At 65.3% G+C, this 25,778-nt stretch carries 21 protein-coding genes and 2 pseudogenes; 12 read left to right on the top strand and 11 right to left on the bottom strand.

What is annotated here, in order from left to right; translation table 11 throughout:
- The first annotated feature begins 1 nt into the window (after position 1).
- Both nucS and CKW46_RS22535 read left to right on the top strand, forming a co-directional pair.
- Positions 2 to 673, top strand: coding sequence for an endonuclease NucS (nucS, locus tag CKW46_RS22540; protein ID WP_012395662.1), 672 nt, complete (start codon positions 2 to 4; stop codon positions 671 to 673).
- Positions 674 to 695: 22 nt separating this feature from the next.
- The gene (locus CKW46_RS22535; protein ID WP_081652186.1) at positions 696 to 989 is read left to right on the top strand and encodes an Rv1322 family protein; all 294 of its coding nucleotides are present in this window, start codon (positions 696 to 698) and stop codon (positions 987 to 989) included.
- On the opposite strand, the gene mce is transcribed toward CKW46_RS22535, so the two are convergent.
- A complete protein-coding gene (gene mce / locus CKW46_RS22530) occupies positions 986 to 1,453 on the bottom strand; it encodes a methylmalonyl-CoA epimerase (RefSeq protein WP_117435509.1) in 468 nt (155 codons plus the stop codon). The genes CKW46_RS22535 and mce overlap by 4 nt on opposite strands.
- Positions 1,454 to 1,535: 82 nt before the next feature.
- On the opposite strand from mce, the gene CKW46_RS22525 reads away from it, so the two are divergent.
- Positions 1,536 to 2,717: an acetyl-CoA C-acetyltransferase gene (locus CKW46_RS22525; RefSeq protein ID WP_499018282.1), complete on the top strand. Its 1,182-nt coding sequence runs from the start codon at positions 1,536 to 1,538 to the stop codon at positions 2,715 to 2,717.
- 177 nt (positions 2,718 to 2,894) lie between these two features.
- Entirely contained in the window at positions 2,895 to 3,809 is a 915-nt protein-coding gene (locus CKW46_RS22520) for a tetratricopeptide repeat protein (RefSeq protein ID WP_012395659.1), read from the top strand.
- 66 nt (positions 3,810 to 3,875) lie between these two features.
- Here the strand turns inward: CKW46_RS22520 and glgB are convergent.
- Together glgB and CKW46_RS22510 are read right to left on the bottom strand one after the other, a co-directional pair.
- Positions 3,876 to 6,070, bottom strand: a pseudogene (gene glgB, locus CKW46_RS22515) (1,4-alpha-glucan branching protein GlgB).
- A gap of 6 nt (positions 6,071 to 6,076) precedes the next feature.
- On the bottom strand, positions 6,077 to 8,164 hold the full coding sequence (locus CKW46_RS22510) for an alpha-1,4-glucan--maltose-1-phosphate maltosyltransferase (RefSeq protein ID WP_482052425.1): 2,088 nt from the start codon (positions 8,162 to 8,164) through the stop codon (positions 6,077 to 6,079).
- A 189-nt stretch (positions 8,165 to 8,353) separates the two neighbouring features.
- On the opposite strand from CKW46_RS22510, the gene CKW46_RS22505 reads away from it, so the two are divergent.
- The gene (locus CKW46_RS22505) at positions 8,354 to 10,945 is read left to right on the top strand and encodes a glycosyltransferase family 1 protein (RefSeq protein ID WP_041300513.1); all 2,592 of its coding nucleotides are present in this window, start codon (positions 8,354 to 8,356) and stop codon (positions 10,943 to 10,945) included.
- Here the strand turns inward: CKW46_RS22505 and CKW46_RS22500 are convergent.
- Positions 10,942 to 12,963: an ATP-dependent DNA helicase gene (locus tag CKW46_RS22500; RefSeq protein ID WP_482052424.1), complete on the bottom strand. Its 2,022-nt coding sequence runs from the start codon at positions 12,961 to 12,963 to the stop codon at positions 10,942 to 10,944. The two genes, CKW46_RS22505 and CKW46_RS22500, sit on opposite strands and share 4 nt — an antisense overlap.
- A gap of 35 nt (positions 12,964 to 12,998) precedes the next feature.
- The gene (locus CKW46_RS22495; protein ID WP_235065898.1) at positions 12,999 to 14,270 is read right to left on the bottom strand and encodes a nicotinate phosphoribosyltransferase; all 1,272 of its coding nucleotides are present in this window, start codon (positions 14,268 to 14,270) and stop codon (positions 12,999 to 13,001) included.
- A 110-nt stretch (positions 14,271 to 14,380) separates the two neighbouring features.
- Between CKW46_RS22495 and clpS the strand changes: the two genes are divergently transcribed.
- The 7 genes from clpS to murI all read left to right on the top strand — a co-directional run bounded on the left by clpS (position 14,381) and on the right by murI (position 18,753).
- Positions 14,381 to 14,686 carry an ATP-dependent Clp protease adapter ClpS gene (gene clpS, locus CKW46_RS22490; protein WP_012395653.1) on the top strand — a complete coding sequence of 102 codons (306 nt, stop codon included), beginning with the start codon at positions 14,381 to 14,383 and terminating at the stop codon, positions 14,684 to 14,686.
- 24 nt (positions 14,687 to 14,710) lie between these two features.
- A complete protein-coding gene (gene aosR / locus CKW46_RS22485; RefSeq protein WP_011741604.1) occupies positions 14,711 to 15,298 on the top strand; it encodes an oxidative stress transcriptional regulator AosR in 588 nt (195 codons plus the stop codon).
- Positions 15,295 to 16,383 carry a P1 family peptidase gene (locus tag CKW46_RS22480; RefSeq protein WP_011741603.1) on the top strand — a complete coding sequence of 363 codons (1,089 nt, stop codon included), beginning with the start codon at positions 15,295 to 15,297 and terminating at the stop codon, positions 16,381 to 16,383. The genes aosR and CKW46_RS22480 overlap by 4 nt, the downstream gene beginning before the upstream one ends.
- On the top strand, positions 16,337 to 16,798 hold the full coding sequence (locus CKW46_RS22475; protein ID WP_015356681.1) for a M67 family metallopeptidase: 462 nt from the start codon (positions 16,337 to 16,339) through the stop codon (positions 16,796 to 16,798). Before CKW46_RS22480 ends, CKW46_RS22475 begins: the two co-directional genes overlap by 47 nt.
- Before the next feature lie 21 nt (positions 16,799 to 16,819).
- Positions 16,820 to 17,092, top strand: a complete 273-nt coding sequence (locus CKW46_RS22470; RefSeq protein WP_012395650.1) for a MoaD/ThiS family protein — start codon at positions 16,820 to 16,822, stop codon at positions 17,090 to 17,092.
- 138 nt (positions 17,093 to 17,230) lie between these two features.
- A complete protein-coding gene (locus CKW46_RS22465; RefSeq protein ID WP_482052423.1) occupies positions 17,231 to 17,941 on the top strand; it encodes a rhomboid family intramembrane serine protease in 711 nt (236 codons plus the stop codon).
- A complete protein-coding gene (gene murI, locus CKW46_RS22460; RefSeq protein WP_117435502.1) occupies positions 17,938 to 18,753 on the top strand; it encodes a glutamate racemase in 816 nt (271 codons plus the stop codon). Before CKW46_RS22465 ends, murI begins: the two co-directional genes overlap by 4 nt.
- A gap of 42 nt (positions 18,754 to 18,795) precedes the next feature.
- On the opposite strand, the gene CKW46_RS22455 is transcribed toward murI, so the two are convergent.
- The 6 genes and pseudogenes from CKW46_RS22455 to CKW46_RS22430 form a co-directional block, all read right to left on the bottom strand.
- Positions 18,796 to 19,527, bottom strand: a complete 732-nt coding sequence (locus CKW46_RS22455; RefSeq protein ID WP_015356680.1) for an Rv1363c family protein — start codon at positions 19,525 to 19,527, stop codon at positions 18,796 to 18,798.
- Entirely contained in the window at positions 19,494 to 20,951 is a 1,458-nt protein-coding gene (locus CKW46_RS22450; RefSeq protein WP_482052422.1) for an MCE family protein, read from the bottom strand. Before CKW46_RS22450 ends, CKW46_RS22455 begins: the two co-directional genes overlap by 34 nt.
- Position 20,952: 1 nt before the next feature.
- Positions 20,953 to 22,098: pseudogene (locus tag CKW46_RS22445) on the bottom strand (virulence factor Mce family protein).
- The gene (locus CKW46_RS22440) at positions 22,095 to 23,426 is read right to left on the bottom strand and encodes an MCE family protein (RefSeq protein ID WP_482052421.1); all 1,332 of its coding nucleotides are present in this window, start codon (positions 23,424 to 23,426) and stop codon (positions 22,095 to 22,097) included. The pseudogene CKW46_RS22445 and the gene CKW46_RS22440 overlap by 4 nt, the downstream one beginning before the upstream one ends.
- Positions 23,423 to 24,739 (bottom strand): MCE family protein, encoded by a 1,317-nt coding sequence (locus CKW46_RS22435; protein WP_015356676.1) that lies wholly within the window; start codon positions 24,737 to 24,739, stop codon positions 23,423 to 23,425. Before CKW46_RS22435 ends, CKW46_RS22440 begins: the two co-directional genes overlap by 4 nt.
- Positions 24,736 to 25,767: a virulence factor Mce family protein gene (locus CKW46_RS22430; RefSeq protein WP_482052420.1), complete on the bottom strand. Its 1,032-nt coding sequence runs from the start codon at positions 25,765 to 25,767 to the stop codon at positions 24,736 to 24,738. The genes CKW46_RS22435 and CKW46_RS22430 overlap by 4 nt, the downstream gene beginning before the upstream one ends.
- Positions 25,768 to 25,778: the final 11 nt, after the last annotated feature.

Below are 25,778 nucleotides of genomic sequence, written 5' to 3'. Positions count from 1 at the left end.
GGTGCGTCTAGTCATTGCTCAATGCACCGTCGACTACGTTGGCCGCCTCACCGCACATCTGCCGTCCGCGCGCAGGTTGCTGTTGTTCAAGGCCGATGGTTCGGTCAGCGTGCATGCCGACGACCGTGCCTATAAGCCGTTGAACTGGATGAGTCCGCCCTGCTGGTTGACCGAAGAGCCCGGCGGCGACTCACCGGTGTGGGTGGTGACCAACAAAGGTGGCGAACAGCTGCGCATCTCCGTCGAAGAAATCGAGCACGACTCCAGCCACGAGCTGGGGGTCGATCCCGGATTGGTGAAGGACGGTGTGGAGGCCCACCTGCAGGTGCTGCTCGCCGAGCATGTTCAGCTGCTGGGGGAGGGGTACACGCTGGTCCGGCGGGAGTACATGACCGCGATCGGGCCGGTGGACCTGTTGTGCCGCGATGAAAGCGGAGGAGCGGTTGCGGTGGAGATCAAGCGCCGCGGTGAAATCGACGGTGTGGAGCAGCTCACCCGCTATCTCGAGTTGCTCAACCGTGACAGCGTGCTGGCACCGGTGAAAGGCGTGTTCGCGGCTCAACAGATCAAGCCACAGGCCCGCACTCTGGCCACCGACCGGGGTATCCGTTGTGTGACATTGGATTACGACAAGATGCGTGGGATGGACAGTGACGAGTACCGGCTGTTCTGAGCGCCGCGATTAGACTGGCCGGATGGCTCGGCGCCGCGGATCCCCACGCCGGCAGCGGCCGATGTCCTTCTCACCGATGTTGCGCCGGGTGGAGGCAGGGCCGGACGGCTACGACTACGAAGTGCGCCCAATTGCGGCGGCCCGCGCCGTCAAGACCTATCGGTGTCCGGGGTGCGACCACGAAATCCGTTCGGGCACTGCACATGTGGTGGTATGGCCGATTGAGCTACCGGGAGCGGCGGACGACCGGCGGCACTGGCACACGTCGTGCTGGGCAAGCCGCGCAACTCGCAGTCCGACGCGTAAGTGGTCTTAGACCCTGCGGGCCGGCTCCACCAGTTCGATGAGGACGCCACCCGCGTCCTTCGGGTGGATGAAGTTGATCCGCGAATCCGCGGTGCCCCGTCGAGGGGTCTCGTAGACCAAACGGATGCCCTGAGCCCGCAGCTGCTCGCTCAGTTTCTCGAGATTGCTTACCCGGCAGGCGAACTGCTGGATGCCCGGACCCCGCTTCTGCAGGAACTTCGCGATCACTGACGACTCGTCGATCGGCGCCATCAACTGGATTTGGGTCGTCTCGGGGGCGCTGGGCACCGCCAGCATCGCCTCACGGATTCCCTGGTCGTCGTTGACTTCCTCGTGGACTAGAATCAGCCCCAAGTGGTCGTGGTACCACTCGATGGCCGCATCTAGATCGGCGACGGCGATGCCGACGTGATCGAGCCCGGTCACCAGTGAGGTTTCCAGAATCTGACGGGCGTCAACTTGATCGGTCGTCATAACACAACGGTAACCTCATAGCGGAGAATCTGCTTCTTCGGGTTGGCCGGATCGGCCGTTCCGTTGCGCTTAGGAGGTAGTCATGACGACGTCGGTGATCGTTGCTGGAGCCCGGACACCGATCGGTCGGTTGATGGGTTCGCTGAAGGATTTCAGCGCGAGCGACCTGGGCGCGATCGCCATCAAGGCAGCCTTGGAGAAGGGGAATGTGCCGGCCTCACTGGTCGAGTACGTGATCATGGGCCAGGTGCTCACGGCGGGCGCGGGACAGATGCCCACGCGGCAGGCCGCGGTCGCGGCGGGCATCGGCTGGGACGTACCCGCGCTGACGATCAACAAGATGTGTCTGTCCGGCATCGACGCCATCGCGCTGGCTGACCAGCTCATTCGGGCCGGGGAGTTCGAAGTGGTGGTCGCCGGTGGTCAGGAATCCATGACCAAGGCGCCTCATCTGCTGATGGATAGCAGGCCCGGCTACAAATACGGCGATGTCACCGTGCTGGACCACATGGCCTACGACGGACTGCACGACGCCTTCACCGATCAGCCCATGGGCGCTCTCACCGAGCAACGCAACGACGTGGACGGTTTCACCCGGCGCCAGCAAGACGAATACTCGGCCGCGTCGCATCAAAAAGCGGCAGCTGCCTGGAAAGATGGCGTCTTCGCCGATGAAGTGGTGCCGGTGAGTGTGCCTCAGCGCAAGGGCGATCCGCTGCAGTTCAGCGAAGACGAAGGAATCCGGGCCAACACCACCGCCGATTCCCTGGCGGGCCTCAAGCCGGCGTTTCGCAAGGACGGCACCGTCACCGCAGGCTCATCATCGCAGATTTCCGACGGTGCGGCCGCGGTCGTGGTGATGAGCAAGGAAAAGGCCCAGGAATTGGGGCTGACTTGGCTGGTCGAGATCGGTGCGCACGGTGTGGCGGCGGGCCCGGACTCGACGCTGCAGTCGCAGCCGGCCAACGCGATCAAGAAGGCCCTGGACAAAGAGGGCATCACGGCCGACCGGCTCGATGTGGTGGAGATCAACGAGGCATTCGCCGCCGTTGCCTTGGCCTCGACCAAGGAACTTGGACTCGATCCGGAGATCGTCAACGTCAACGGTGGTGCGATCGCCTTCGGGCACCCGATCGGTATGTCGGGGGCCCGCATCACGCTGCACGTTGCGCTGGAGCTGGCACGGCGCGGTTCGGGCTACGGGGTCGCCGCGCTGTGTGGCGGCGGAGGGCAGGGCGACGCCCTGATTCTGCGCGCCGGATAGGCCCTCCCGAGGGCTCGCCGAGGTTGTTGGATGCGAGCCGGCAAGGGGTGGTGTGAGATTGGTCATAATTCCGCGACCCAGGCGCCGTGGGCGTATTCAGGGCACTCAATTGGCCAGTCGTGAGACCGCCGCGACCGGGTGGATCGGTAGCCGACGTGGCGTGACAGACTTGATCACGTGACGCGTCCCCGACCTCCGATCGGGCCGGCCTTGGCAGGTGCGGTCGATCTTTCCGGTCTCAAGCAACGAGCCCAACAAGACACCGCGGCAGGCGGCGCTTCCGGCAAGGCGCCCGCGGATCAGCCTGGTGTGGTTGAGGTCACCGAGGCCAACTTCGAAGACGAGGTGATTGGCCGGTCCGACGAAGTGCCCGTTGTGGTGGTGCTGTGGTCACCGCGCAGCGATGTGTGCGTCGAACTGGTCGACACGCTGTCCGGCCTTGCCGCCGCCGATATGGGCAAGTGGCGGCTTGCCACGGTCAACGTCGACGTGGTGCCTCGAGTCGCTCAGATATTCGGTGTGCAAGCGGTGCCAACGGTGGTGGCTTTGGCTGCGGCGCAGCCGATTTCGAGCTTTCAGGGGCCCCAGCCTGCCGAGCAACTGCGCCTCTGGGTGGATTCTCTGCTGTCGGCGACCGACGGAAAGCTAAGCGGTGTAGCGGGTTCGGAGGATGCCGAGGAAGTCGATCCAACTGTGGCCCAGGCCCGCGCGGAACTCGAGGAAGGCGACTTCGACGCCGCAAGAGGGTCGTATCAGGCGGTGCTGGACGCCAATCCAAACAGCGTCGAAGCGAAGGCGGCCATTCGTCAGATCGACTTCCTTTCGCGGGCAACCGCTCAGCGGCCCGATGCCGTCCTTGTTGCCGACGCCGCTCCGGATGATGTCGATGCGGCGTTTGCGGCCGCCGACGTGCAAGTCCTCAGTCAGGACGTCACCGGGGCATTCGAACGTCTGGTTGCGTTGGTACGACGCACCTCCGGTGACGAACGCACCAGGGTGCGCACTCGGCTGATCGAGCTGTTCGAGCTCTTTGACCCTGCCGACCCCGAGGTGATCGCGGGCCGGCGCAGCCTGGCCAGCGCGCTCTACTGACGGCCGGCAGCATCAACCGCCCCGCTGATGCCGGGCGGGTGGCGGTGGCGTCGGCGTCGATCGCGGCTAGGCGGGTTCCAGCCACAGCGCCGACGAGGGCGGCAGCACCAGCACCGCGGATGCCGGACGACCGTGCCATGGCTCCGCGGTGGCATCAACGCCGCCGAAATTACCGACTCCTGAGCCGTTGTAGATCGTTGCGTCGGTATTGAGCACCTCACGCCAACGACCGGCGATCGGCAGGCCGAGGCGATAGTCGCTGTGTTCTGAACCCGCGAAGTTGAATATGCAGGCCATCACCGAGCCGTCGCTGCCATGCCGCAGGAAGCTCAAGACATTGTTCGCCGAGTCGTTGGCGTCGATCCAGGAATAGCCCTCGGGGTGGTGTCCTGACTCCACAATGCGCAATGGTCGCAGTAGATCTCGTTGATGTCGCGGACCAAGCGCAAAACGCCATTAGAGAAGCCATTCTCGTCGAGTTGGAACCAGTCCAGGCTGCGCTGTTCGGACCACTCGGCGCGCTGACCGAACTCCTGTCCCATGAACAGCAGTTGCTTGCCGGGGTGGGCCCATTGGTAGGCGAGCAGGCTCCGCAAGCCGGCGGCCTTGGTGTGATTGCTACCCGGCATCCGGCCCCATAACGTGCCTTTGCCGTGGACCACCTCATCGTGACTCAGCGGCAGCACGTAGTTCTCGCTGAACGCGTACAGCATCGAGAACGTCATCTCGTGATGGTGGTAGCTGCGATAGATGGGATCGCGGCTGACGTAGTCGAGCGTGTCGTGCATCCAGCCCATGTTCCATTTCATCGAGAAGCCCAGGCCGCCAATGCTGGTTGGTCGAGTCACCCCGGGCCACGAGGTGGACTCCTCGGCAATGGTGACGATGCCCGGCGCTGCCTTGTGCGCTGTGGCATTCATTTCCTGCAGGAACTGCACCGCCTCCAGGTTCTCTCGCCCTCCGTAGATGTTCGGTGTCCAGCCGTCCTGCGGGCGGGAGTAGTCCAGATACAGCATCGACGCCACCGCGTCCACCCGCAGGCCATCGATGTGGAACTGCTCGATCCAGTACAACGCGTTGGCCACCAGGAAGTTGCGCACCTCAGGCCGGCCGAAGTCGAAAACGTAAGTTCCCCAGTCTAGTTGCTCACCCCTTTTGGGGTCCGAGTGTTCGTAGAGCGGTGTCCCGTCGAACCGCCCTAGGGCCCATGCATCCTTGGGGAAGTGCGCGGGCACCCAGTCCACGATGACCCCGATGCCCGCTTGGTGCAGTGCATCGACCAAGGCTCGGAAGTCGTCGGGGGTGCCGAACCTGGATGTCGGCGCGTAGTAGGACGTGACCTGGTATCCCCACGACCCGGCGAACGGATGCTCTGCAACGGGGAGTAGCTCTACGTGAGTGAACTTATGTGCCACAACGTAATCCGTCAGCTCCGTGGCGAGCTGGCGATAGCTGAGGCCGGGTCGCCACGAACCTAGGTGGACCTCGTAGGTGCTCATCGGCTCGAATACCGGATTGCGTTGTGCACGCTCGGTCATCCAGTCGCCGTCGTCCCAGCTGTAGTCGCTTACGGTTACCCGCGATGCCGTCTGGGGCGGTACTTCGGTGCCGAAGGCGAACGGGTCGGCCCGCTCCGAGACCACACCGTCGGCTCCGTGTACCCGGAACTTGTAGAGCCCGTCGGCGGGGAAGTCGGGCCAGAATAATTCCCACACCCCCGAGGAACCCAACACCCGCATGGGAGCCTCACTGCCGCTCCATCCGTTGAAGTCGCCGATCAGGCTGACCCCCTCGGCGTTGGGAGCCCACACCGCGAAGGACACCCCGTGGACCACGCCGTCGGCTGTGGTGAACGAGCGGGGGTGGGCGCCGAGCGCCTCCCAGAGTCGCTCATGGCGGCCCTCGGCGAACAGGTGCAGGTCCACCTCGCCCAGGGTGGGCAGGAAGCGGTACGCGTCGGCAACCGTGAACGGCTCCGAGTTCTCATAGCTGACTTGCAGTCGGTAGTCGATGAGGTCGACAAAGGGCAGCGCGACGGCGAACAAGCCAGACTCGATGTGCTGCATCGGAAACCGGTCGTCACCGACTATGGCGATCACTTCTGCCGCGTGCGGCCGAAACGCACGGATGACAGTGTGGTCGCCGTACTCGTGGGCGCCCAGGACGCCATGCGGATTGTGGTGTGAACCGGCGACTAGGCGCGCCAAGTCGTTGGGTTCGGGCGCCAGGTGCGTCCCGGCGAGTTGGTCGGTTCTGCTCACTGCCCCTCACCTCCTGCGTAGCAATGTGATTCGAGATTGTTCCGGTATAAGTGGCATGTTGATGATGTGGGCAACCGCTCGGCCCGGATCGATGCGAATGTAATTGGTTTGCCCCCACTGATATTCCTCGCCGGTTACTTCGTCACGTACCCAGAACCGGTCGTAGGGCTCCATGCCCAATGCGTGCATGTCCAACGACAGTGTGGCCACCTCGGGCGTGAAGGCATTCAGCGTCACGACCACCAGAACGCAGTCGCCGGTGGCCGGGTCGAACTTGCTGTAGGCCAGCAACGCGTCATTGTCGACATGGTGGAAGTAGATCGTGCGCAACTGCTGCAGTGCCGGATGCAGTCGCCGAATCGCGTTGAGCTGTGTGATGAACGATTCCAGTGATCTGCCCTCGGCGAGAGCACCCGCGAAGTCACGAGGACGCAGTTCATACTTCTCCGAGTCCAGGTACTCCTCGCTGCCCTCGCGCACGGCGCGGTGCTCGAACAACTCATAGCCCGAGTACACGCCCCAAGCGGGACCCATGGTGGCGGCCAGCACCGCGCGGATGGCGAACATGCCTGGGCCATGGTGCTGCAGCACGGCGTGCAGGATGTCGGGGGTGTTGACGAAGAGGTTGGGCCGTCGGAAGTCGGCGAGCTTGGCTATGTCGTTGCCGAATTCGGTGAGCTCCCACTTGGCGGTCCGCCAGGTGAAATAGCTGTAGGACTGGGTGAAGCCGAGCTTGGCCAGTCCGTACTGACGGGCCGGCGGCGTGAACGCCTCGGACAGGAACAGGACGTCGGGGTCGACGGCCTTGATCTGGTCGATCAGCCAAGCCCAGAAATTGGGCGGCTTGGTGTGCGGGTTGTCAACTCGAAAGAACTTGACCCCATGGTCGATCCAATATTGCACCACCCGCAAGACTTCGGCGTAGAGCCCGGCAGGGTCGTTGTCGAAGTTGAGCGGATAGATGTCCTGGTACTTCTTCGGCGGATTCTCCGCGTAGGCGATGGTGCCGTCCGGCAACTCCGTGAACCAGTTGCGGTGTTCACGCGCCCATGGGTGATCCGGAGCGCACTGCAGCGCGAGATCCAGGGCGACCTCCATGCCCAGATCGCGTGCCGTTGCCACGAACTCATCAAAGTCGTCGATGGTGCCCAGGTCCGGATGGACCGCGTCGTGACCACCCTCGTCGCTGCCGATCGCCCACGGAGATCCGACATCCCCGGGTACGGCGGTGGGGTTGTTGTTGGGGCCCTTGCGGTGCACCTTGCCGATCGGGTGAATCGGCGGAAGGTAGACCACGTCGAATCCCATGCCCGCGATGCGGGGGAGTTGTGCCGTCGCGGTGGCGAAGGTCCCGTGCACCGGCTTGCCCTCGTCGTCCCAACCACCGGTCGAGCGGGGGAACATCTCATACCAGGCCCCGAAGCGCGCCACGGGCCGATCGACCCAGACTCCGAGCTGCTCGCCGCGGGTGACCAGATCCCGCAGCGGATACAGCTCGAGCACTTCGTCGATCTCGGGCGTCAGCGCCAGGGCCGAGCGAGTCACCGGATCGCCCGGGGCCTGCAATGCTGCCGCGGCCTCCATCAGCGGCCAGCGTTGTGCGCGCGGCACCCCGGTCGCGGCGCGCTCCAGCAGCGCCGCGCCGACCAGCAGGTCGTTGGACAGCTCGCTCTCGCCCTGCCCGGCGTCGAGTTTGGCCACCAGCCCGTGCCGCCAGCTGTGAATCGGGTCACCCCAGCCGTCGACGCGAAACGTCCACAGCCCGACGCTGTCGGGGGTGAACTGACCGTGGAAGACGAAGGGCTCTTCGCCCATGGTCATCGGAAACAGCAATGGCTTGACCCGCTGCTGTTCGGCCGGCCTGGTGCTCAGCTCCGCTTCCGCGGCCGCAGCCGCCTGGATCCTTCGTACATCCGCGACTTGCGGATAGCGCGCTCCCAAATAGCGCACCACCAGCGTCGCGGCCACCGCCTCGTGACCTTCCCGCCATACCGACGCGCTAACCGGAATCACCTCACCGATCACCGCTTTGGCGGGGTATGTGCCACATGAGACGACGGGCTGGACGTTATCGATCTCGACACGACCGGGCACCGATCACTCCGTTCCTGGCTCACCACCCCGGACGATTACCAGCAGATGTCGCCGGGGTTTCTTCGTGTGTCGCTGTCTGCTCGTCTCCTAGCGCCCCATACCCACCCTAGTGTCAGACCACACCGGAGGGGCCCAAGCAGTCGATCTCTAGCCGTGCGCACCTAGAAATCCTCAGTAATGTTTATTCGCGTGAAAGCCCTTCGCCGCTTTACCGTCCGCACGCATCTGCCCGACCGTCTGGCCGCGCTCTACCAGCTTTCGACGAACCTGCGGTGGTCGTGGGAAAAGCCGACGCAAGACCTGTTCGCGAGCATCGATCCGGCGCTGTGGACCAGCTGTGGCCACGACCCGGTGGCGGTGCTGGGCGCGGTCAAGCCCGCGCGGCTCGATGAACTGGCGCTCGACGAAGAGTTCCTGGGGCGACTCGACGCGCTTGCCGCCGATCTCAACGACTACCTCAACCGTCCGCTGTGGTACCAGCAGCAGGAGGCCGACGGCGTTGCGATGCCCACCGGCATCGCCTACTTCTCGATGGAATTCGGCGTCGCCGAGGTGTTGCCCAACTACTCCGGCGGACTGGGGATTCTGGCTGGTGACCACCTCAAGGCCGCCTCCGATCTGGGGTTGCCGCTGATCGCGGTCGGTCTGTATTACCGTTCCGGCTACTTTCGGCAGTCGCTGACCGCAGACGGCTGGCAGCAGGAAACCTATCCATCGCTGGACCCGCAAGGCCTGCCGTTGCGCCTGCTCACCAACGCCAACGGCGACCCAGTGCTGGTCGAGCTGACGTTGCCGGATTCGGCTCGGCTGCGGGCCCAGATCTGGGTGGCGCAGGTCGGTCGGGTTCCGCTGCTGCTGCTCGACTCCGATGTTCCAGAAAACGAACACGACCTACGCAGCGTCACCGACCGGCTCTACGGTGGCGATCAGGAACACCGCATCAAGCAGGAGATCCTGGCCGGCATCGGCGGGATTCGGGCCATTCGGGCATTCACCGCAATCCAGGGCCTGCCCGCCCCCGAGGTGTTCCACATGAACGAGGGGCACGCCGGATTCCTCGGCGCCGAGCGGATCCGTGAGCTGATCACCGACGCGGGACTGGACTTCGACACCGCGTTGACGGTGGTGCGCTCCAGCACGGTGTTCACCACGCACACGCCCGTACCCGCCGGTATCGACCGGTTCCCGGTGGAGATGGTGCAGCGCTATTTCGCCGATGACGAGCCCACGTTGCTGCCCGGGGTGCCCACCGAGCGCATCCTTGCCCTGGGCGCAGAAGACGATCCCACCAAGTTCAACATGGCCCACATGGGCCTGCGCCTAGCGCAGCGCGCCAATGGCGTCTCGCTGTTGCACGGCAGGGTGAGCCGGGCCATGTTCAACGAGTTGTGGCCGGGATTCGATCATGACGACGTGCCGATCGGATCGATCACCAACGGTGTGCACGCGCGCACCTGGGCGGCTCCCCAGTGGCTGGAACTCGGTCGCGAACTGGCCGGCTCGGACTCGTTCAGCATGCCCGCCGTGTGGCTACGACTGAATCAGGTGGACCCCGGCCATCTGTGGTGGATCCGTTCCCAACTGCGATCGTTGCTGGTGGAGGACGTGCGGGCGCGGCTGCGGCAGTCCTGGCTGGAGCGAGGTGCATCCGAGGCCGAACTGGGTTGGATACCAACGGCATTCGATCCTGATGTGTTGACCGTAGGTTTTGCCCGCCGAGTCCCGACGTATAAGCGTCTGACGTTGATGTTGCGTGATTCGGATCGGTTGGAAAAGCTCTTGCTGGATCCGCAACGGCCGATACAGCTGATTGTTGCCGGAAAATCGCATCCGGCCGATGACGGCGGCAAGGCGCTGATCCAGCAAGTGGTGCGTTTTGCCGACCGGCCAGAGGTGCGGCACCGCATCGCTTTCCTGCCCAACTACGACATGTCGATGGCCCGATTCCTGTACTGGGGTTGCGACATTTGGCTGAACAATCCGCTGCGACCGCTGGAAGCCTGTGGCACTTCAGGAATGAAGAGTGCGCTCAACGGTGGGCTGAATCTGTCCATTCGCGACGGCTGGTGGGACGAATGGTACGACGGCGAAAATGGTTGGGAAATACCGTCTGCGGATGGGGTGGCCGATCCGGAACGACGCGACGACCTGGAGGCCAGCGCACTCTACGACCTGCTGGAGCATTCGGTGGCGCCAAAGTTCTACGAGCGCGACGAACGGGGGGTGCCGCCGCGCTGGATCGAGATGGTGCGCCACACCTTGCAGACACTTGGCCCGAAGGTGCTGGCGTCGCGGATGGTGCGCGACTACACGGAGCGGTATTATGCACCAGCGGCACAATCGCGGCGCAAGACCATCGCCACCGCCGAGGACGGCACCGAGTACCAGGCGGCCCGCGAGTTGGCCGCCTACCGCCGACGTGTGGAAGCGGCCTGGCCCAGCATCGAGATCACCGACGTCGACAGCACGGGGCTGCCCGACACCCCATTGCTGGGATCGAAGCTGACTCTTACCGCGATCGTGCAACTGGCCGGGCTGGCGCCCGATGAAGTGACGGTGCAAGCGGTGCTGGGCAGAGTCGACGCCGGCGATGTTCTGGTTGACCCGGTCACCGTCGAGATGTCTTATGCCGGTCACGCCGACGCGGGCAACCAGGTCTTCTCAACGACGACTCCGCTGCCGATGGCGGGTGCGCTGGGATACACGGTGCGCGTGCTTCCGCGCCATCCGATGCTGGCCGCCAGCAACGAACTCGGGCTGGTCACCCTCGCTACCCGCTAGGTCTCGTCGAGTTCGGCCAATCGCTGCAGTGCCTGGCGAACCTGGGTGCCATTGATGGTCTGCCAGAACGGGGGTAGCGAGTCGCGCAGATAGCTCCCATACCGGGCGGTCGCCATCCGCGAGTCCAGAACTGCGACCACGCCCCGGTCGGTGACGCGGCGTAACAGCCGTCCCGCCCCCTGCGCCAGCAGCAGCGCCGCGTGGTTGGCCGCGACGGCCATGAAACCATTGCCGCCCCGGGCCGCCACCGCCCGTTGCCGGGCACTGAGCAACGGGTCGTCCGGGCGCGGAAATGGGATGCGGTCGATCAGCACCAGGGACAACGATGGTCCGGGCACGTCGACGCCCTGCCACAGCGACAACGTGCCGAACAACGAGGTGGCGGCGTCGTCGGCGAACTGCTCGACAAGTGCGGAGGTGCTGTCGTCGCCCTGGCACAGCACCGGTGTCGAGAGCCGCTCCCGCATGGCTTCCGCTGCGGCGCGGGCCGCCCGCATCGAGGAGAACAGGCCCAGGGTGCGCCCACCGGCCGCGGTGATGAGCTCGGCGATTTCGGTCAGCTGCTCGGCCGCAGCCGCTCCCTCCCGGCCGGGCGGTGGGAGGTGGGCGGCCACATAGAGGATTCCCGACTTGGCGTGGTGAAACGGTGATCCGACGTCGAGGCCACGCCACGGCGTGCGTTGTTCGGCCGCTTCGCTTTTGGGGTCGGTCCTAGGTTCGGTCAGGCCCCAGGCCGTGGCCATGGCATCGAAGCTTCCGCCCACCGTCAGCGTTGCCGAGGTCAACACCGTCGTCGATCGGGAGAACACCGTGGCGGCCAGCAGCCCGGCCACCGACAGCGGTGCTACCCGCAGTACGGCCCGCGGCGAACCCCGGTTTTCCTCGTGTTCGAGCCAGACCACATCGGTGCGGTCGGGGATGGGCGGCGTGAATGAGGTCAGGATTCGTGACGCGGTATCGGAGATGTCGGCCAACGCCGCGGCGGATTCGGCGCGCGCTGATGCGGCCGCGGCGTCGCTGGTGCCGGAGATCGCCGAGCGGGCCGCGGCGGCGGCATCGCGCAGCGCGGTCAGGTAGGTCGCCAACTCATCGTCGAGGTGGTCGATGCGGCCGGGCGTCCCGTCGTGAATGGCCGAGGCGAAGGTGGTCGATGCCGCATCCAACCGCTGGGTCAGCTCCGGACTCACCAGACGCGCGATGCGCCGCGTCGCCGCGCTGAGGGCGGCTGAGGTCAGTTCCGCGGTGGCCACCGAGGTCACCCGGTCGGTCAACTCGTGCGCCTCGTCGACGACCAGTAGCGAATGTTCCGGCAGCACTGTCGATTCCGCGACAGCATCGATGGCCAGCAACGCGTGGTTGGTGACGACGATGTCGGCGCCACCGGCGCGGCTGCGCGCACGTTCCGAGAAACACTCGGATCCGTAGGGACAGCGGGCCACGCCGATGCATTCCCGCGCCGAGACGCTGACCTGGGACCAGGACCGTTCAGCGACCCCAGGCTTGAGGTCGTCGCGGTCACCGGTGTCGGTGGTGGACGCCCATTCGGTCAGTCGTGCCACGTCGCGGCCCAGTGCGGTGGCGGCCATCGGGTTGAAGAGTTCCTCTTGCGGCTGATCGTCGGCTTCCGGATCGCAGGTCGAGCCATCGCTGTGGATCTTATTCAGACATAGATAGTTTCGTCGCCCCTTGAGCAGCGCGAACCGCGGTTGGCGGGGGAGTGCATCGGCGAGTGCGTCGGCCAGCCGGGGTAGGTCGCGATCGACGAGCTGGCGCTGCAGCGCAATTGTTGCGGTAGACACCACCACGGGTGCGTTGTCGTCGAGCGCGCGCACAACCGCCGGAATCAGGTACGCCAGCGATTTGCCGGTGCCGGTGCCGGCCTGAACAACCAAGTGCTCGCCGAACTGGAATGACCGCGCAACAGCGTCGGCCATCTCCACCTGGCCGGGACGTTCGCTGCCACCCACTGCGGCCACGGCAATCGCCAGCAGCTCGGGAACGGACGCAGACTCGGGCACGGGACGTGGTTGCTCCCTCGTGGTCAAGCCGGCTCTCAGGCCGAGATGGTCTGGGTCGGGATGGCGGGTTCGCCGGGTGCCAATTTCAGTCCCTCCCAAGGCAAGCTGCGTAGCCCAGACGCCACCAGCTTTCGGGCTGCGGCGAGAGTATCTGGATCGGTGGTGACCATCGGCTTTCCGCTGCGAACCAGCGGTGTCGTCAACACCCGGTGTAGCCCCGTGGTGGCCGGCGGTCGACCGGCCGGGTGCACGATCTCCTCGGTGACGGTTCCCGTCGGTCGCGCCAGCCGCAGCGCCTCCTTGCGACCACCGCGGGATTCCTTCTGGCTGCTGCGCTTCTGCACCGGAATGCCTTCGACCTCAACAAGTTTGTAAACCATGCTCGCCGTTGGTGCGCCCGAGCCGGTGACCAGCGAGGTGCCGACGCCGTAGCGATCGACCGGCTCCGCGCGCAGCGCGGCGATGGAGAACTCGTCCAGATCGCCCGAGAGCATGATTTGGGTTTCGGTGGCCCCCAAGGCGTCGAGTTGCTGGCGCGCCTGCCGGGCGAGTACACCCAGCTCGCCGGAGTCGATGCGGACCGCGCCCAGAGCCGTACCCGCGGCGGCCACGGCGTTGGCCACCCCGGTCGTCACGTCATAGGTATCGACGAGCAGCGTGGTGTCCGGCCCGAGCGCGTCGATCTGGGCCCGGAACGCGGCCAGCTCGGCCAAGGCCGGTGTGCGGTCCTGGTTGATATGCACCATGGTGAACGCGTGCGCGGCGGTGCCCTCGGCGGGGACGCCGTAGAGTTGCCGGGCTTCCAGATTGGAGGAGCCGGTGCACCCGGCAATGTATGCGGCTCGGGCGGCAGCGACCGCGGCGCACTCGTGGGTGCGTCGCGAACCCATTTCGATCAAGGGGCGATCGCCGGCGGCACTGACCATCCGGGCCGCGGCCGAGGCGATCGCTGAGTCGTGATTCAAGATCGACAGCACCAGAGTCTCCAGCAGCACGCATTCGGCGAAGCTGCCGTGTACCGAGAGCACGGGGGACCCGGGGAAGTAAAGCTCGCCTTCGGCATAGCCGTCGATGTCGCCGCTGAACCGGAAGTCGCGCAGGTAAGCCACGGTGTCTGGATCCAGGAATTGGGCCAGCAACTCGCATGCTTGGTCGTCGAAGCCGAACCGGGGCAAGAGTTCCAGGAGGCGGCCGGTCCCGGCCACCACCCCGTATCTGCGGCCGGCGGGCAGCCGACGGGCGAAGACCTCCCAGGACGTCCGGCGCTCGGCGGTGCCGTCGCGCAGCGCGGCCGCCAGCATGGTCATCTCGTACTTGTCGGTCAGCAGCCCAGCCAGGACCGAGTGGTTCACACCGCCACCGTATCGGTTCGGTTGGGGAGTCGGTATCCACGGGAGGGGCTCGCTATCCTAGGGCTATGGTTGTTGCCTCAGCCCCTGCTAAGCCCGGCTCGGTCGGGCAGCAGGAGTCTGCGTCGCGAGACGCCACGGCTAGCCCGTGGGTGACAATCGTGTGGGACGATCCGGTCAACCTGATGACCTATGTGACCTATGTGTTCCAAAAGTTGTTCGGTTACAGCGAACCGCATGCCACCAAATTGATGTTGCAGGTGCACAACGAAGGTAGGGCTGTGGTGTCAGCGGGTAGCCGAGAGGCCATGGAAGTCGACGTGTCCAAACTGCACGCCGCCGGTTTGTGGGCGACGATGCAGCAGGACCGGTGAGATTCGAGGGTATCCGGATCCACTGTGCGCAAATGGAAGCGCGTTGAAACCCGCAACGGTCCTCGGTTTCGGTCGTCCTTGGCTCCGCACGAAGCGACCCTGCTCAAAAACTTGGTCGGCGCGATGATCGGCTTGTTGGATGAGCGTGAATCCACCGCGCCGTCGGATGAACTCGAGGAGATCACCGGCATCCGGACCGGCCATGCGCAGCGCCCGGGCGATCCGACGCTGCGCCGGCTGCTGCCGGATTTCTACAAACCCGGCGAGACCGACCCAATGACCCTCGACAGCTCCGAGACACTCAATGCCGCGTTGCGCAGCTTGCATGAGCCCGACATCATCGACGCCAAACGCGCTACCGCGCAGCAGCTATTGGACACGGTTCCGGAGAAGGGGGGCCGCTTCGAGCTGACGGAAGACGGCGCCAACGCCTGGGTCGCCGCGGTCAACGACCTGCGCCTGACGCTGGGAGTCCTGCTTGATGTTGGCCCCCGCGGACCCGAGCGCTTGCCCGCCGACCATCCGCTGGCCGCCCACTACGACGTCTATCAGTGGCTGACCGTTTTGCAGGAATATCTGGTGCTGGTCCTGATGGGGAAGTCGGCTGGATGAGCTCCATCACCGACATCGGGGGCATCCGCGTCGGGCATTACCAAAGGCTGGATCCGGACGCGTCCCTCGGCGCCGGTTGGGCATCGGGTGTCACGGTGGTGCTGGCGCCGCCCGGAACTGTTGGTGCGGTCGACTGTCGCGGTGGCGCGCCCGGAACCCGTGAGACCGATTTACTGGACCCGGTCAACAGCGTGCGCTTCGTGGACGCGGTGCTATTGGCAGGTGGCAGCGCCTACGGTCTGGCGGCCGCTGACGGTGTCATGCGCTGGCTGGAGGAACATCAGCGCGGTGTGGCGATGGGCACCGGTGTGGTGCCGATCGTTCCGGGCGCAGTAATTTTCGATCTGCCCGTCGGCGGGTGGGGGCAGCGTCCCACCGCCGAATTCGGCTACTTGGCCTGTGACGCGGCGGTCAGCGATCAGGACCCGGGCGCCACTGCGTCGCTGGCGGTCGGGACAGTTGGCGCGGGCGTGGGGGCGCGCGCCGGCGTCCTCAAGGGTGGCGTGGGGACCGCGTCGGTCAAGCTGCCCTCCGGTGTGACAGTCGGTGCCGTGGTGGTGGTGAACTCCGTCGGCAATGTCGTGGATCCGGCCACCGGCCTGCCGTGGATGGCGGAACTTTCCGGCGAGTTCGGTCTCACCCGGCCACCGGCCGATCAGCTCGATGAGCTCGCCCGGCTGCCTTCTCCGCTGGATCCGCAAGACGCGCCCCAAGATCGGCCGCTGAACACCACCATTGCGGTGGTCGCCACGGATGCCGCGCTGAGTCCGGCGGGTTGCCAGCGGGTGGCGATCGCCGCCCAGGACGGGTTGGCCCGCACGATTCGTCCCGCGCACACACCGTTGGACGGGGACACCGTTTTCGCGCTGGCCACCGGCGCGGTGCAGGTACCCCCTGATCCCGCCATTCCCGCCGCGTTGTCTCCCGAGACCGGGCTTCTCACCGCGGTGGGGGCTGCCGCGGCTGATTGCCTGGCCCAGGCGGTGCTGGTCGGTGTGATTGCCGCGGAGTCCGTTGCCGGAATACCGAGCTACCGCGATGTGTTGCCCGGAGCGTTGCAAACATCGGGAACAGAAAGCCGCTGAGGTGTTGGTGGTCCGTGCCGACCTGGTCGATGCGATCCTCGCCCATGCGCGCCGCGATCATCCCGACGAGGCGTGCGGAGTGCTGGCCGGGCCGCAGGGATCCGACCGTCCCCACCGGCACATTCCGATGACCAACGCCGAGCGCTCGCCGACCTTCTACCGTTTCGACTCGGGCGAACAGCTTGCGGTGTGGCAAGAGATGGAAGGCGCCGGCGAGGTGCCGGTTGTGATCTACCACTCGCACACGGCCACCGACGCCTACCCGAGCCGCACTGATATCGATCTGGCCGCCGAGCCGGCGGCGCATTATGTTCTGGTCTGCACGCGCGATCCCGACCGCGATGAGTTGCGCAGCTATCGGATCATCGCTGGTGCTGTGACCGAAGAACCCGTCAATGTCGTCGAGCGGTATTGAACTGTCCCTGGAGAGGCCGTCATGAGCGTCACCGTGTCCATCCCGACCATCCTGCGACCGCAGACCGGTGGCCAAAAGCGCGTCACGGCCAGCGGTGACACCCTGGGGGCGGTCATCGACGACCTCGAAGCGAACTACTCGGGTATCGCTGAGCGGCTGATCGACAACGGCAAGTTGCACCGGTTCGTGAACATCTACGTCAATGACGAGGACGTGCGGTTCTCCGGCGGCTTGGACACCGCGATCGCCGACGGTGACACGGTCACCATCCTGCCGGCCGTGGCAGGTGGATGAATCGCAGACCACGGTGCGATACGACTCGCTGCTGTTTGGCGGGCATCGCCACCGGCGCGGTGCTGCAGGCGGCGCTCCGACGGTGGGTGGGAGTATCTGTCCACCTGGGTCTACGCAGGTAGCCTGGATGAGGCCGGAATGCTCTGCAAGGGCACTAAGCGACGAGGAGGAGCGGCGGGTATGGCTAGACATCCGCGCACGCCAGCGACGCAGCCCGAGGAGCGGCCGCGCTGGGTGACCGGCGGAGCGACAATTCTGACCTTTGTCGCACTGCTGTATCTCGTTGAATTGATCGACCAGCTGACTCGGCATTCCCTGGACCTCAACGGCATCAGACCGCTGCAAACCGATGGCCTCTGGGGGATCATCTTCGCGCCGCTGCTGCACGCCAACTGGGCGCACCTGATGGCCAACACGGTTCCGCTGCTGGTGCTGGGTTTTCTGATGACGCTGGCCGGGTTGGCCCGGTTCGTCTGGGCCACCGCGATCGTGTGGATCCTCGGCGGGTTTGGCACTTGGCTGATCGGCAACGTCGGCAGCAGCTGCGGGCCCACCGATCACATCGGTGCCTCGGGTCTGATCTTCGGCTGGCTGGCTTTTCTGTTGGTCTTCGGATTGTTCGTCCGCAAGGTGTGGGACATCATCATCGGTCTGGCGGTGTTGTTCTTCTACGGCGGCATCCTGCTCGGCGCGTTGCCGCGGCTGGGAGTGTGCGGTGGCGTCTCCTGGCAGGGCCATCTGTGCGGTGCGCTCGCCGGCGTCGTGGCGGCGTATTTCTTGTCCGCTCCGGAACGCAAGGCTCGGGAGCTGAAAAAGGCCGGTGAACGGCCGTCAAGCCCGAAGACATGAGCTCGCCGCTGGCGCCCGTCGGAATCTTTGATTCCGGCGTCGGCGGACTGACGGTCGCACGGGCCATCATCGACCAACTGCCCGACGAAGACATCGTCTACGTGGGCGATACCGGCAACGGCCCGTACGGTCCGCTGACCATCCCCGAGGTTCGCGCACATGCCCTGGTCATCGGTGACGACCTGGTCGGCCGGGGCGTCAAGGCGCTGGTGATTGCCTGTAACACGGCATCGGCAGCGTGTCTGCGCGATGCCCGGGAGCGATACGACGTGCCCGTCGTCGAAGTGATCCTGCCGGCGGTACGCCGTGCAGTGGCCACCACCCGCAACGGTCGCATCGGGGTGATCGGCACCCGCGCGACCATCACCTCGCACGCCTACCAGGATGCGTTTGCCGCCGCGCGCGACACCGAGATCACGGCGGTGGCTTGCCCACGGTTCGTCGATTTCGTCGAGCGGGGCGTGACGAGCGGTCGTCAGGTGCTGGGATTGGCGGAGGGCTATCTGGAGCCGCTACAGCGTTCCGGGGTCGACACCCTGGTACTCGGCTGCACGCACTATCCGTTGCTGTCCGGGTTGATACAACTGGTGATGGGGGACAACGTCACGCTGGTCTCCAGCGCCGAGGAGACCGCCAAGGAGGTCCTGCGGGTGCTGACCGAGCGGGACATACTGCGCCCGCACGATGCGCCGCCGGCCACTCGATTGTTCGAAGCCACCGGCGATCCGGAGGCGTTCATGGCGTTGGCGGCGCGCTTCCTCGGGCCGGCGCTAACCGGGGTGCAGCCGGTTCGCCCCTCGGGCATGCACTAGCTTCGCGGCATCACCCTGACGGAGCCGCACCCGTTGAGCGGGTTACGGCACGAACTCCACGTTGGCTACCTTGGCCTCGTCGCCGACCTGCTGCACGGTGATGCGCATGCGCCACGCACGAGGCCGTTGTTCGGGCGCTGCGGCCGTCGTCGTCTTGACGCTCACCGCCACCAGGACCTGTGCCGCGTCGTCGGACTCCGACTCCAGTGCGGCGGCGGTGATCGTTCCCACGGATTTCGACTGGAAATGCTGAACGACCTGGATGAACGGCTTGGATCGGCGTTGGAAGTCGTCGTAGAAAGTGCCGGTGGCCGAGTTGAGGATGCGCTCGATATCGGCGTCGACATGCTCCCAGTCGATGGTGGTGAGGTTGATCGCGCCCTGTCTGGCGACCTGAACATAGAGCTTGCGCTGTTGGTCGGCCTGATGCGATTGGTAGGCGTGGAACCCGAACCAACTCGCCAACGCCGCCATGGCCACCACCGCGGCCAGCCCCACCACGATCGCCAGCCGCACCTTTGAGGGCGCTGGCTTGGGCGACTCCTGCTCGCCGTCGCTGGCTTGCGCGTCGTCTTCGCCCGCCTCGGGATCCGCGTCGGCGTCTTCCTGGGTCTCGTCCGCGGTCTCGTCTTGGTCTTCGTCGCGCGGCTGGGCCTCGGGCACGCCTGCTTGGCCGGATTCGCCTTCGGGCTCAACGACCTCGGCAGGCTCCGGTTGCTCCTCGAGAGTCGTGGAATCACTCACTTCTTCGGGGGCAGCAACATCGTCTGCCATGTTTGCTCCTCTGGGACGGTCTGGCCCAGATTAGCTTGCGTGTACAGGTGTCCGTCGGGGCCCATATAGGTGCCGGTTGCCGGGTCGTACTCGGCGGCGGCAATCGGGGCTGGCGGTGCCGGACCCGGCGGGGCGCTCTGTTCGAGCGGCGGCTCCGGGGGCAGTTGCGGAATCGGTTGCCCGGACAGCGTGGAGTTCGGATCCCCCTTCCAGTTGTAGCCGTCGTTGAGCGGCACGTAGACCTCGTTGCTCTCGCACAGCTTCGCCGTCGGCGCGCGCTTTCCTGGCACGGTCACGCAAGGCAGATTTCGTGCGCCGCGGACGCTGAAGGGCGCATCCTGTGGCACTCGGCAGTACAGGTCACCCGGCGCACGGTTCGGGTAGTCCTCGAAGGTGGGTACCCGCTGCTGCTGGGCCGGCAGGAAGCCGGTGGTGCACGGCGGCGGCAGGTTCAGGTTCAGGTTGAAGACCAGATAGTCGCCCTTGTAGTCCTGGATGGTGTTGCGCTTGGCAACGCCGACGGCCTGCGTTACGGCAGTTCCCTGAGGAAACAGCACCAGCAGTTGCTCGAGACTCGGGTGGTAGGCGACGGCCACCTCACCGACGCTGACCAGGTTGGCCAGCACGATCGGCAGTGTGGGGCGTAGTCGGTTGAACAGCGCGCGCACCTCATCGGCTGCCCCGGGACCCTGATCCAGCAACCCGGCCAACGACGAGTCCTGGCGCTGCAGCTGGTCGGTGATGCTGGCCAGATTCGACGCCCACGAGCGGATGGCGCCCGCGGTGTCGGTCTGGGTGTCCAACACCGGCTTGGACTGGTCGATCAACAGGGTCAGCTCGTCCAGGTTCGCGCGGGCGTCGATGGCCAGCTTGCTGCTCCCGGTGATCAACCGCCGAAGCTCGGGCCCCAGTCCGCCGACGGCGACGGCCGCCTCGTCGACAACCGTCTTCAGGTTCTCGCGGGGGATCGCCTGCAGGCCGCGGCTGGTTTCGTCCAGGATCGTGTTGATATCGGTTGGAACGCGGGTGCGGCTACTCGGGATCACGTCGCCGTCCTTCAACGACGGACCTTGGCCGCTACGCGGAAGCAGCTGAACGTACTGCTCGCCGACCGAGGACACGCTGTGCACCTCGGCCTCCACATCGGCGGGAATCTTGACATCGGAGTTCAGCGACAGGACCGCGGCCACACCCGTGTTGGTCAAGTGGACGCTCTTGACGGTGCCGACCTCGACGCCGCGATAGGTGACGTTGCTGCGCGGGTAGAGGCCGCCTGCCTCGGGCAGCTCGACGGTCACGCGGTACTGCCCGATGCCGACCATGGCCGGCACTCGCATGTACCCGAAGACCATGATCAACAGCGCGGTGGTGGCCACGATGGCGAAGATCGCCATCTGGATGAAGATCTGCCGAGTCAGACGCATGTCACGGCCCCTGGTCCCATCGGTACGGAACGATCAACGGGTTACCCACGGTGTAGGGGCTGGGCATCTGCCCGATGGTGCGGCCCCACTGCAGCTCGAGCTCGGTCAAGTCGCCTTCCCATCGCGTTCCGGTGAAGAATCCGGCGTCGATACGGCTCAACGTCATATCGATGATGAGGGTCAGGTTGGCGTAGTCGCCGCGCATCCAGTTGGTCAGCGTCTCCTTGGGAAATGGGTAGGTGGGTAGGAAGCTCAGCGCGCGCGTTAGCGCCGGACCCGCGTTGGCCAGTGACTCCAGCGTCGGCCCAAGATCTTTGAGCTCTTGCACAAGCGCGTCCTTGGTCTGGTTGACCGAGTCGGCGGCCAGCGCGCTGAATCTGCCCAGCTGGGTGAGTGCATCGGCCAGGTTCTCGCGCTCGTTCTTGAGCACGGCGAGTGCATCCGGAATCGTCCGCAACGCCTTGTCCAGTACCGGCCTTTGTGCGGCGAGCTGAGCCATCAGGTTGTTCAGGCTCTCGGCAGCGGCGATGATGTCGCCTTTTTGGTCGTCGAGGTGTCCGATGGCCTCGTCGAGCTGCTCGATCAGGCTGCGCAAGTCGTTCTCGCGTCCGGTGAAGGCGGTGCTCAGGGCTTCGGTGATGTCGTAGATGTCCCCGATCCCGCCGCCATTGAGCAGCATCGCCGTTGCGGCGAGTGCCTGTTCGGTGTTCGGATATGCCTTCGATCAGGACAACGGGATCAACGAGCCCTCGCGTAGGTTGCCCTCAGGCGGCACGTCGGTAGGCGGTGCCAGCTCGATATGCAGCGACCCCAGCAAGCTGGTCTGACCGAGTGTGGCGGTGGCATTTGCCGGCAGCTCGACATTGCCGTTGAGTTTCATCGTGACCAGCGCATGCCAGCCCTGGCGCTCGATCTTGGTGACGGTACCGACATTGACGTCACCCACCCGGACGCGCGAATTCGGCTCGATGTTGTCGACGTCGGGCATCTGAGCCTGGATGGTGAACGAGCCGGGTCCGCCGCCCTGAACACCTGGCAGCGGAAGCGAGTTCAGGCCGCGCCAGCCACTGCAGCCCGATACGGCTACCGCTAGGGCGGCGATTCCCGCCGCGATGCGTATCCGCGTGGTCCACCCGGCCCGCATCATGAGCCCACCCCTTGGGGCACCATGATCCCGCGAAGGCCGGCAGCCGGGTCGGGTGTGGCGGGCGCTTCGGCCGGCAGCGGGAGGCCCACGGCGGGCGGCGGTGCTTGCGCCGGAGGCGCCGCGGCCGGCGGTGCTTGCTGCGGCGGAATGGCTTGCGGTGGAATGTAATCCGGGCGTAGCCAGTCTTCGCTGTAGGTCAGCTCATTGGGTCGCGCACTGGCGCCGACGAAGAGGTTCTGGCCAAAGGGCAGGAAGTTGTACTGACGGTTCTTGATTATCGGTGCCAGGTATTGCACGCATAGCTTCGCGGACTGTTCATAGCCCAGTCGCGATGCGGCCTGAATGGCGCCGCACAGGAAGGAAATCGGATTGGCGAAGTTGTTGAGCATCGGCACGGCACTCACCGCGCCCTGGGCCGGCTGCCAGATGTTCACATAGTTCTGCAAGGTGTTGGGCGCCACGTGCAGGAACTGTTTGACGTCGTCGAGGCTATCGTTCAAAGCCTGGCTGACCCCCGCCAGCTTGTCCGATGTGGTGCCCAGCGCTTCGCGATTGTCGGCCACAAATCGCTGCACCTCACCGACCGTGTCGCCGAGGTTGCGCACGGCGTTGGCGACCTCGTTCGGGTCGTTGGCCAGCAGGCCGGTCACCGTCGCCAGGTTCTGGTTCAGCTGGCGCATCAAGTTGGTGCTGTCCTGCAGCGCCGACACCAGAATCGCGAGATTCTTCACGGTCGAGAAGATGTCCGTGCTGTGGTCGCCGAGGACAGAAAAGGCCTGAGACAACTTGATCACCGTGTCGCGGATGTTGGCGCCCTCGCCGCGGAGGTTGTCTGCCGCGGTATTGATCACCGACCCCAGGGGGCTGACGCCGCCGGGCTCGGTCGGCTGCAACTCCTTGGTCAGCTTCGCCAATTGCGCACGGACGTCGTCCCACTCGACCGGAACGGCGGTGCGCTGCCGTGGAATGACCGCGTTGTCGGACATCGCGGGCCCGCCGGTGTAGGCGGGGGTGAGCTGAATCGCCCGTGAGGTCACCAGGGTCGGCGACAGGATCGCGGCTTTCGCGTCCGCCGGCACTATGCACTTGCTGTCGTACCAGAATGAGACCTTGACCGACTCGGGCTGCGGTTCGATCGAGGTGATCTTGCCGACGGGCACACCAAGGATGCGAACTTCATCCCCGGTGAAGACGCCGTTGCTGTTCTCGAAGTACGCGACGACATTGGTGCGGTTGACCACTTCGGTGGTTCGCAGCAGCACCACCACTCCAGCGGCCAATAGTCCGACCAACAGCACGGCCAGCCAGGTCTTGGTGCGCCGGATCATCGTCCGGCCCCCGCGGTCTGGGGTGCTGAGACCTCGCCCGGCGCGGGCACCAATACCGATGACGGCGTTGGCTGCGGGATGGAAGCCAACTCGGGAGGCGCCGGCGCGGGCGGCCCCGGTGGTGGCCCGCCCGGGGGTGGGGCGGGCAGCGGCTCGCGGTAGGGATACCGCGGGTCATCGGGGTTGCCGGTGATCGCGTCGGGAAGCTTCAGATGTGGTTCGCCGCCTTGGCCCGTCCGCGGGAAGGGCAACGGCAGCGGCGGTGTGCCCGGCTGGCCGATCGGCGGGTCGGTGCGTTGCGACGGGAGCAGCACATTGGGATCCAGGCCGAGGTCGGAGAATGCCGCGTCGATGAATGGCTGCACGAATTGTCCCGGCGCCAGGTTGGCGACGTAGGTCTTGAAGAACGGACCGGAGGACACCGATTCACCCAGCGACATCGTGTAGTCGTCGAGCAGCTTGATCGCCTTCTGCAGCCGTTCCTTGCGGTTGTCCAGGATGGTCAGTACGCCGTTGAGTTTGTCGAGCGCGGGTCGCATCGTCGCCTCGTTCTCCGCGATCAACCCATGCAGTTGTTGACCGAGTGCGGCGATGTTGCCGGAGATGTGATCCAGGGCGGCGCGTTGGGTTGTCAGCTCGGCCAGCAGCGCGTTGGTGTTGGCGATCAGGCTGACGACTTGGTTGCTGCGCTCGGCCAGCACGGTCGTGGCCTTGTTGGCGTTGGTGAGCAGACCGCGCAGCTGCGCGTCGCGCTCGTCGAGGGTCTGCGAGAAGCGTGCCACTCCCTCGATCGCGACGCGTAGTTGTGGCGGGGTGTCGGAAAAGGTGTCCGCCAGTACCCGCAGCGAGTCCGATAGCTGGTTGGTGTTCAGGCCGCTGATCGTGGTGGCCAGGTCACCCAGCGCGTCGGGTAGTTGGTACGGCGACCGGGTGCGGTCGAGCGGAATCGTGCCCTGCAGCTGGCCGTCCCCGCGGGAGATGACCTCGAGCATCTTCGTGCCCAGCAGGCCCCGCGTCTTGATCGCCGCCTCGGTATGGTCGCCGAGGCGGATGTGCTTGTCGACAGTGAACTTGACCAGCACCCGCGGTCCGTCCAACTCGATGGACGAGACCTCACCCACCCGGAATCCCGAAACTTGCACGCGCACGCCGGTTGTCAGCCCACCCGCATCAGCGAAGTAGGCGGAATACTGCTTGCCGGATTGGAAGAACGGCAGCTTGTCGTACTGCAGCGATTCGACCACGATGCCGATGGTGATCGCCAATCCCACTGCACCGACGACGATCTGGTTGCGTTCAGCGAAGGATTTCACCGCGGTGCGCACCCCCCGGTGGGCTGACCGGCGACCTTGACGTACACCGGCTGGCCACCCCTGCCGTTGAGCTTGAGCACGACATCGCAGAGATAGAAACTGAAGAAGTCACCGTAGATGCCTTGGCGCGACAGCGCTTGATAGGCATCTGGCAGCGTGTTGATCAGATTGTCGAAGTATTCGTGGTCTGCCAAGACAATTGCCGATGCGCGATCCGTCTCCTGGACGGTCTTGGCCAGTGGCGGGCGTGCCTGCGACAACAGGTCCGCGATGCTCGAGGCGGCGGCATTGGTGTAAGCCACGCCCTTGGTGATGTCTTCCTTGCGGGCCTGCAGGCCTTCCATGAGTTCGGCGAGTGCGTCGACCGCTTTGGCGAATTGCTTGTTTTGGTCGCCGAGCGAACCCAACACGACGTTCAGATTGATGATGACATCCCCGATCAGCTGATCGCGATCGGCCAGCGTCGTCGTCAACGCGGCGGTCTGGGCAAGAAACGAGTTGATCGTCGCGCCTTCGCCCTGCAGCGCCCGAATCAACTGGCCGGACAGGGCATTGACCTGGTCGGGATCCAGCGCCTTCAGCAGCGGACGGAACCCGCCAATCAACGCATCCAAGTCCAGGGCGGGCGAGGTGTGTGTCATGGGAATCGTGTCACCGGGCTTGAGCTGTTTGGGGCTGCCGGCGCCTTCCTCGAGTGCCAGGTATCGGCCACCGATCAGGTCGTCATAGCGGATCACGGCCCGGCTGCCCTGGGTCAGCACCACCGAACTATCGGCCGTGAACTCGACCAGCGCCGTTGTGTCGGGCTGAATCGCAACCTTTTTGACTTGTCCGACCTCGACACCGGCGATGCGCACGAAGTCGTTTTGCTCCAGTCCGGTCACATTGCTGAACTCGGCTTTGTAGGTGCTGGTTTTCTCGCCGAAGCGCAGCTGCCCGAAGACCGCGAACAAGCCGATGACGCCCAAGAAGCAGACCAGCAAGAAGGTGCCCAGTCGGATCGCATCACGGATGAGCCGGGCTCTCATGCGCGGTCACC

The sequence above is a fragment of the Mycobacterium liflandii genome (assembly GCF_022354805.1).
GTDB classification, from domain to species: domain Bacteria; phylum Actinomycetota; class Actinomycetes; order Mycobacteriales; family Mycobacteriaceae; genus Mycobacterium; species Mycobacterium marinum.
Note: the sequence above shows the minus strand (reverse complement) of the source record. Positions and strands in the feature narration are given on the sequence as shown.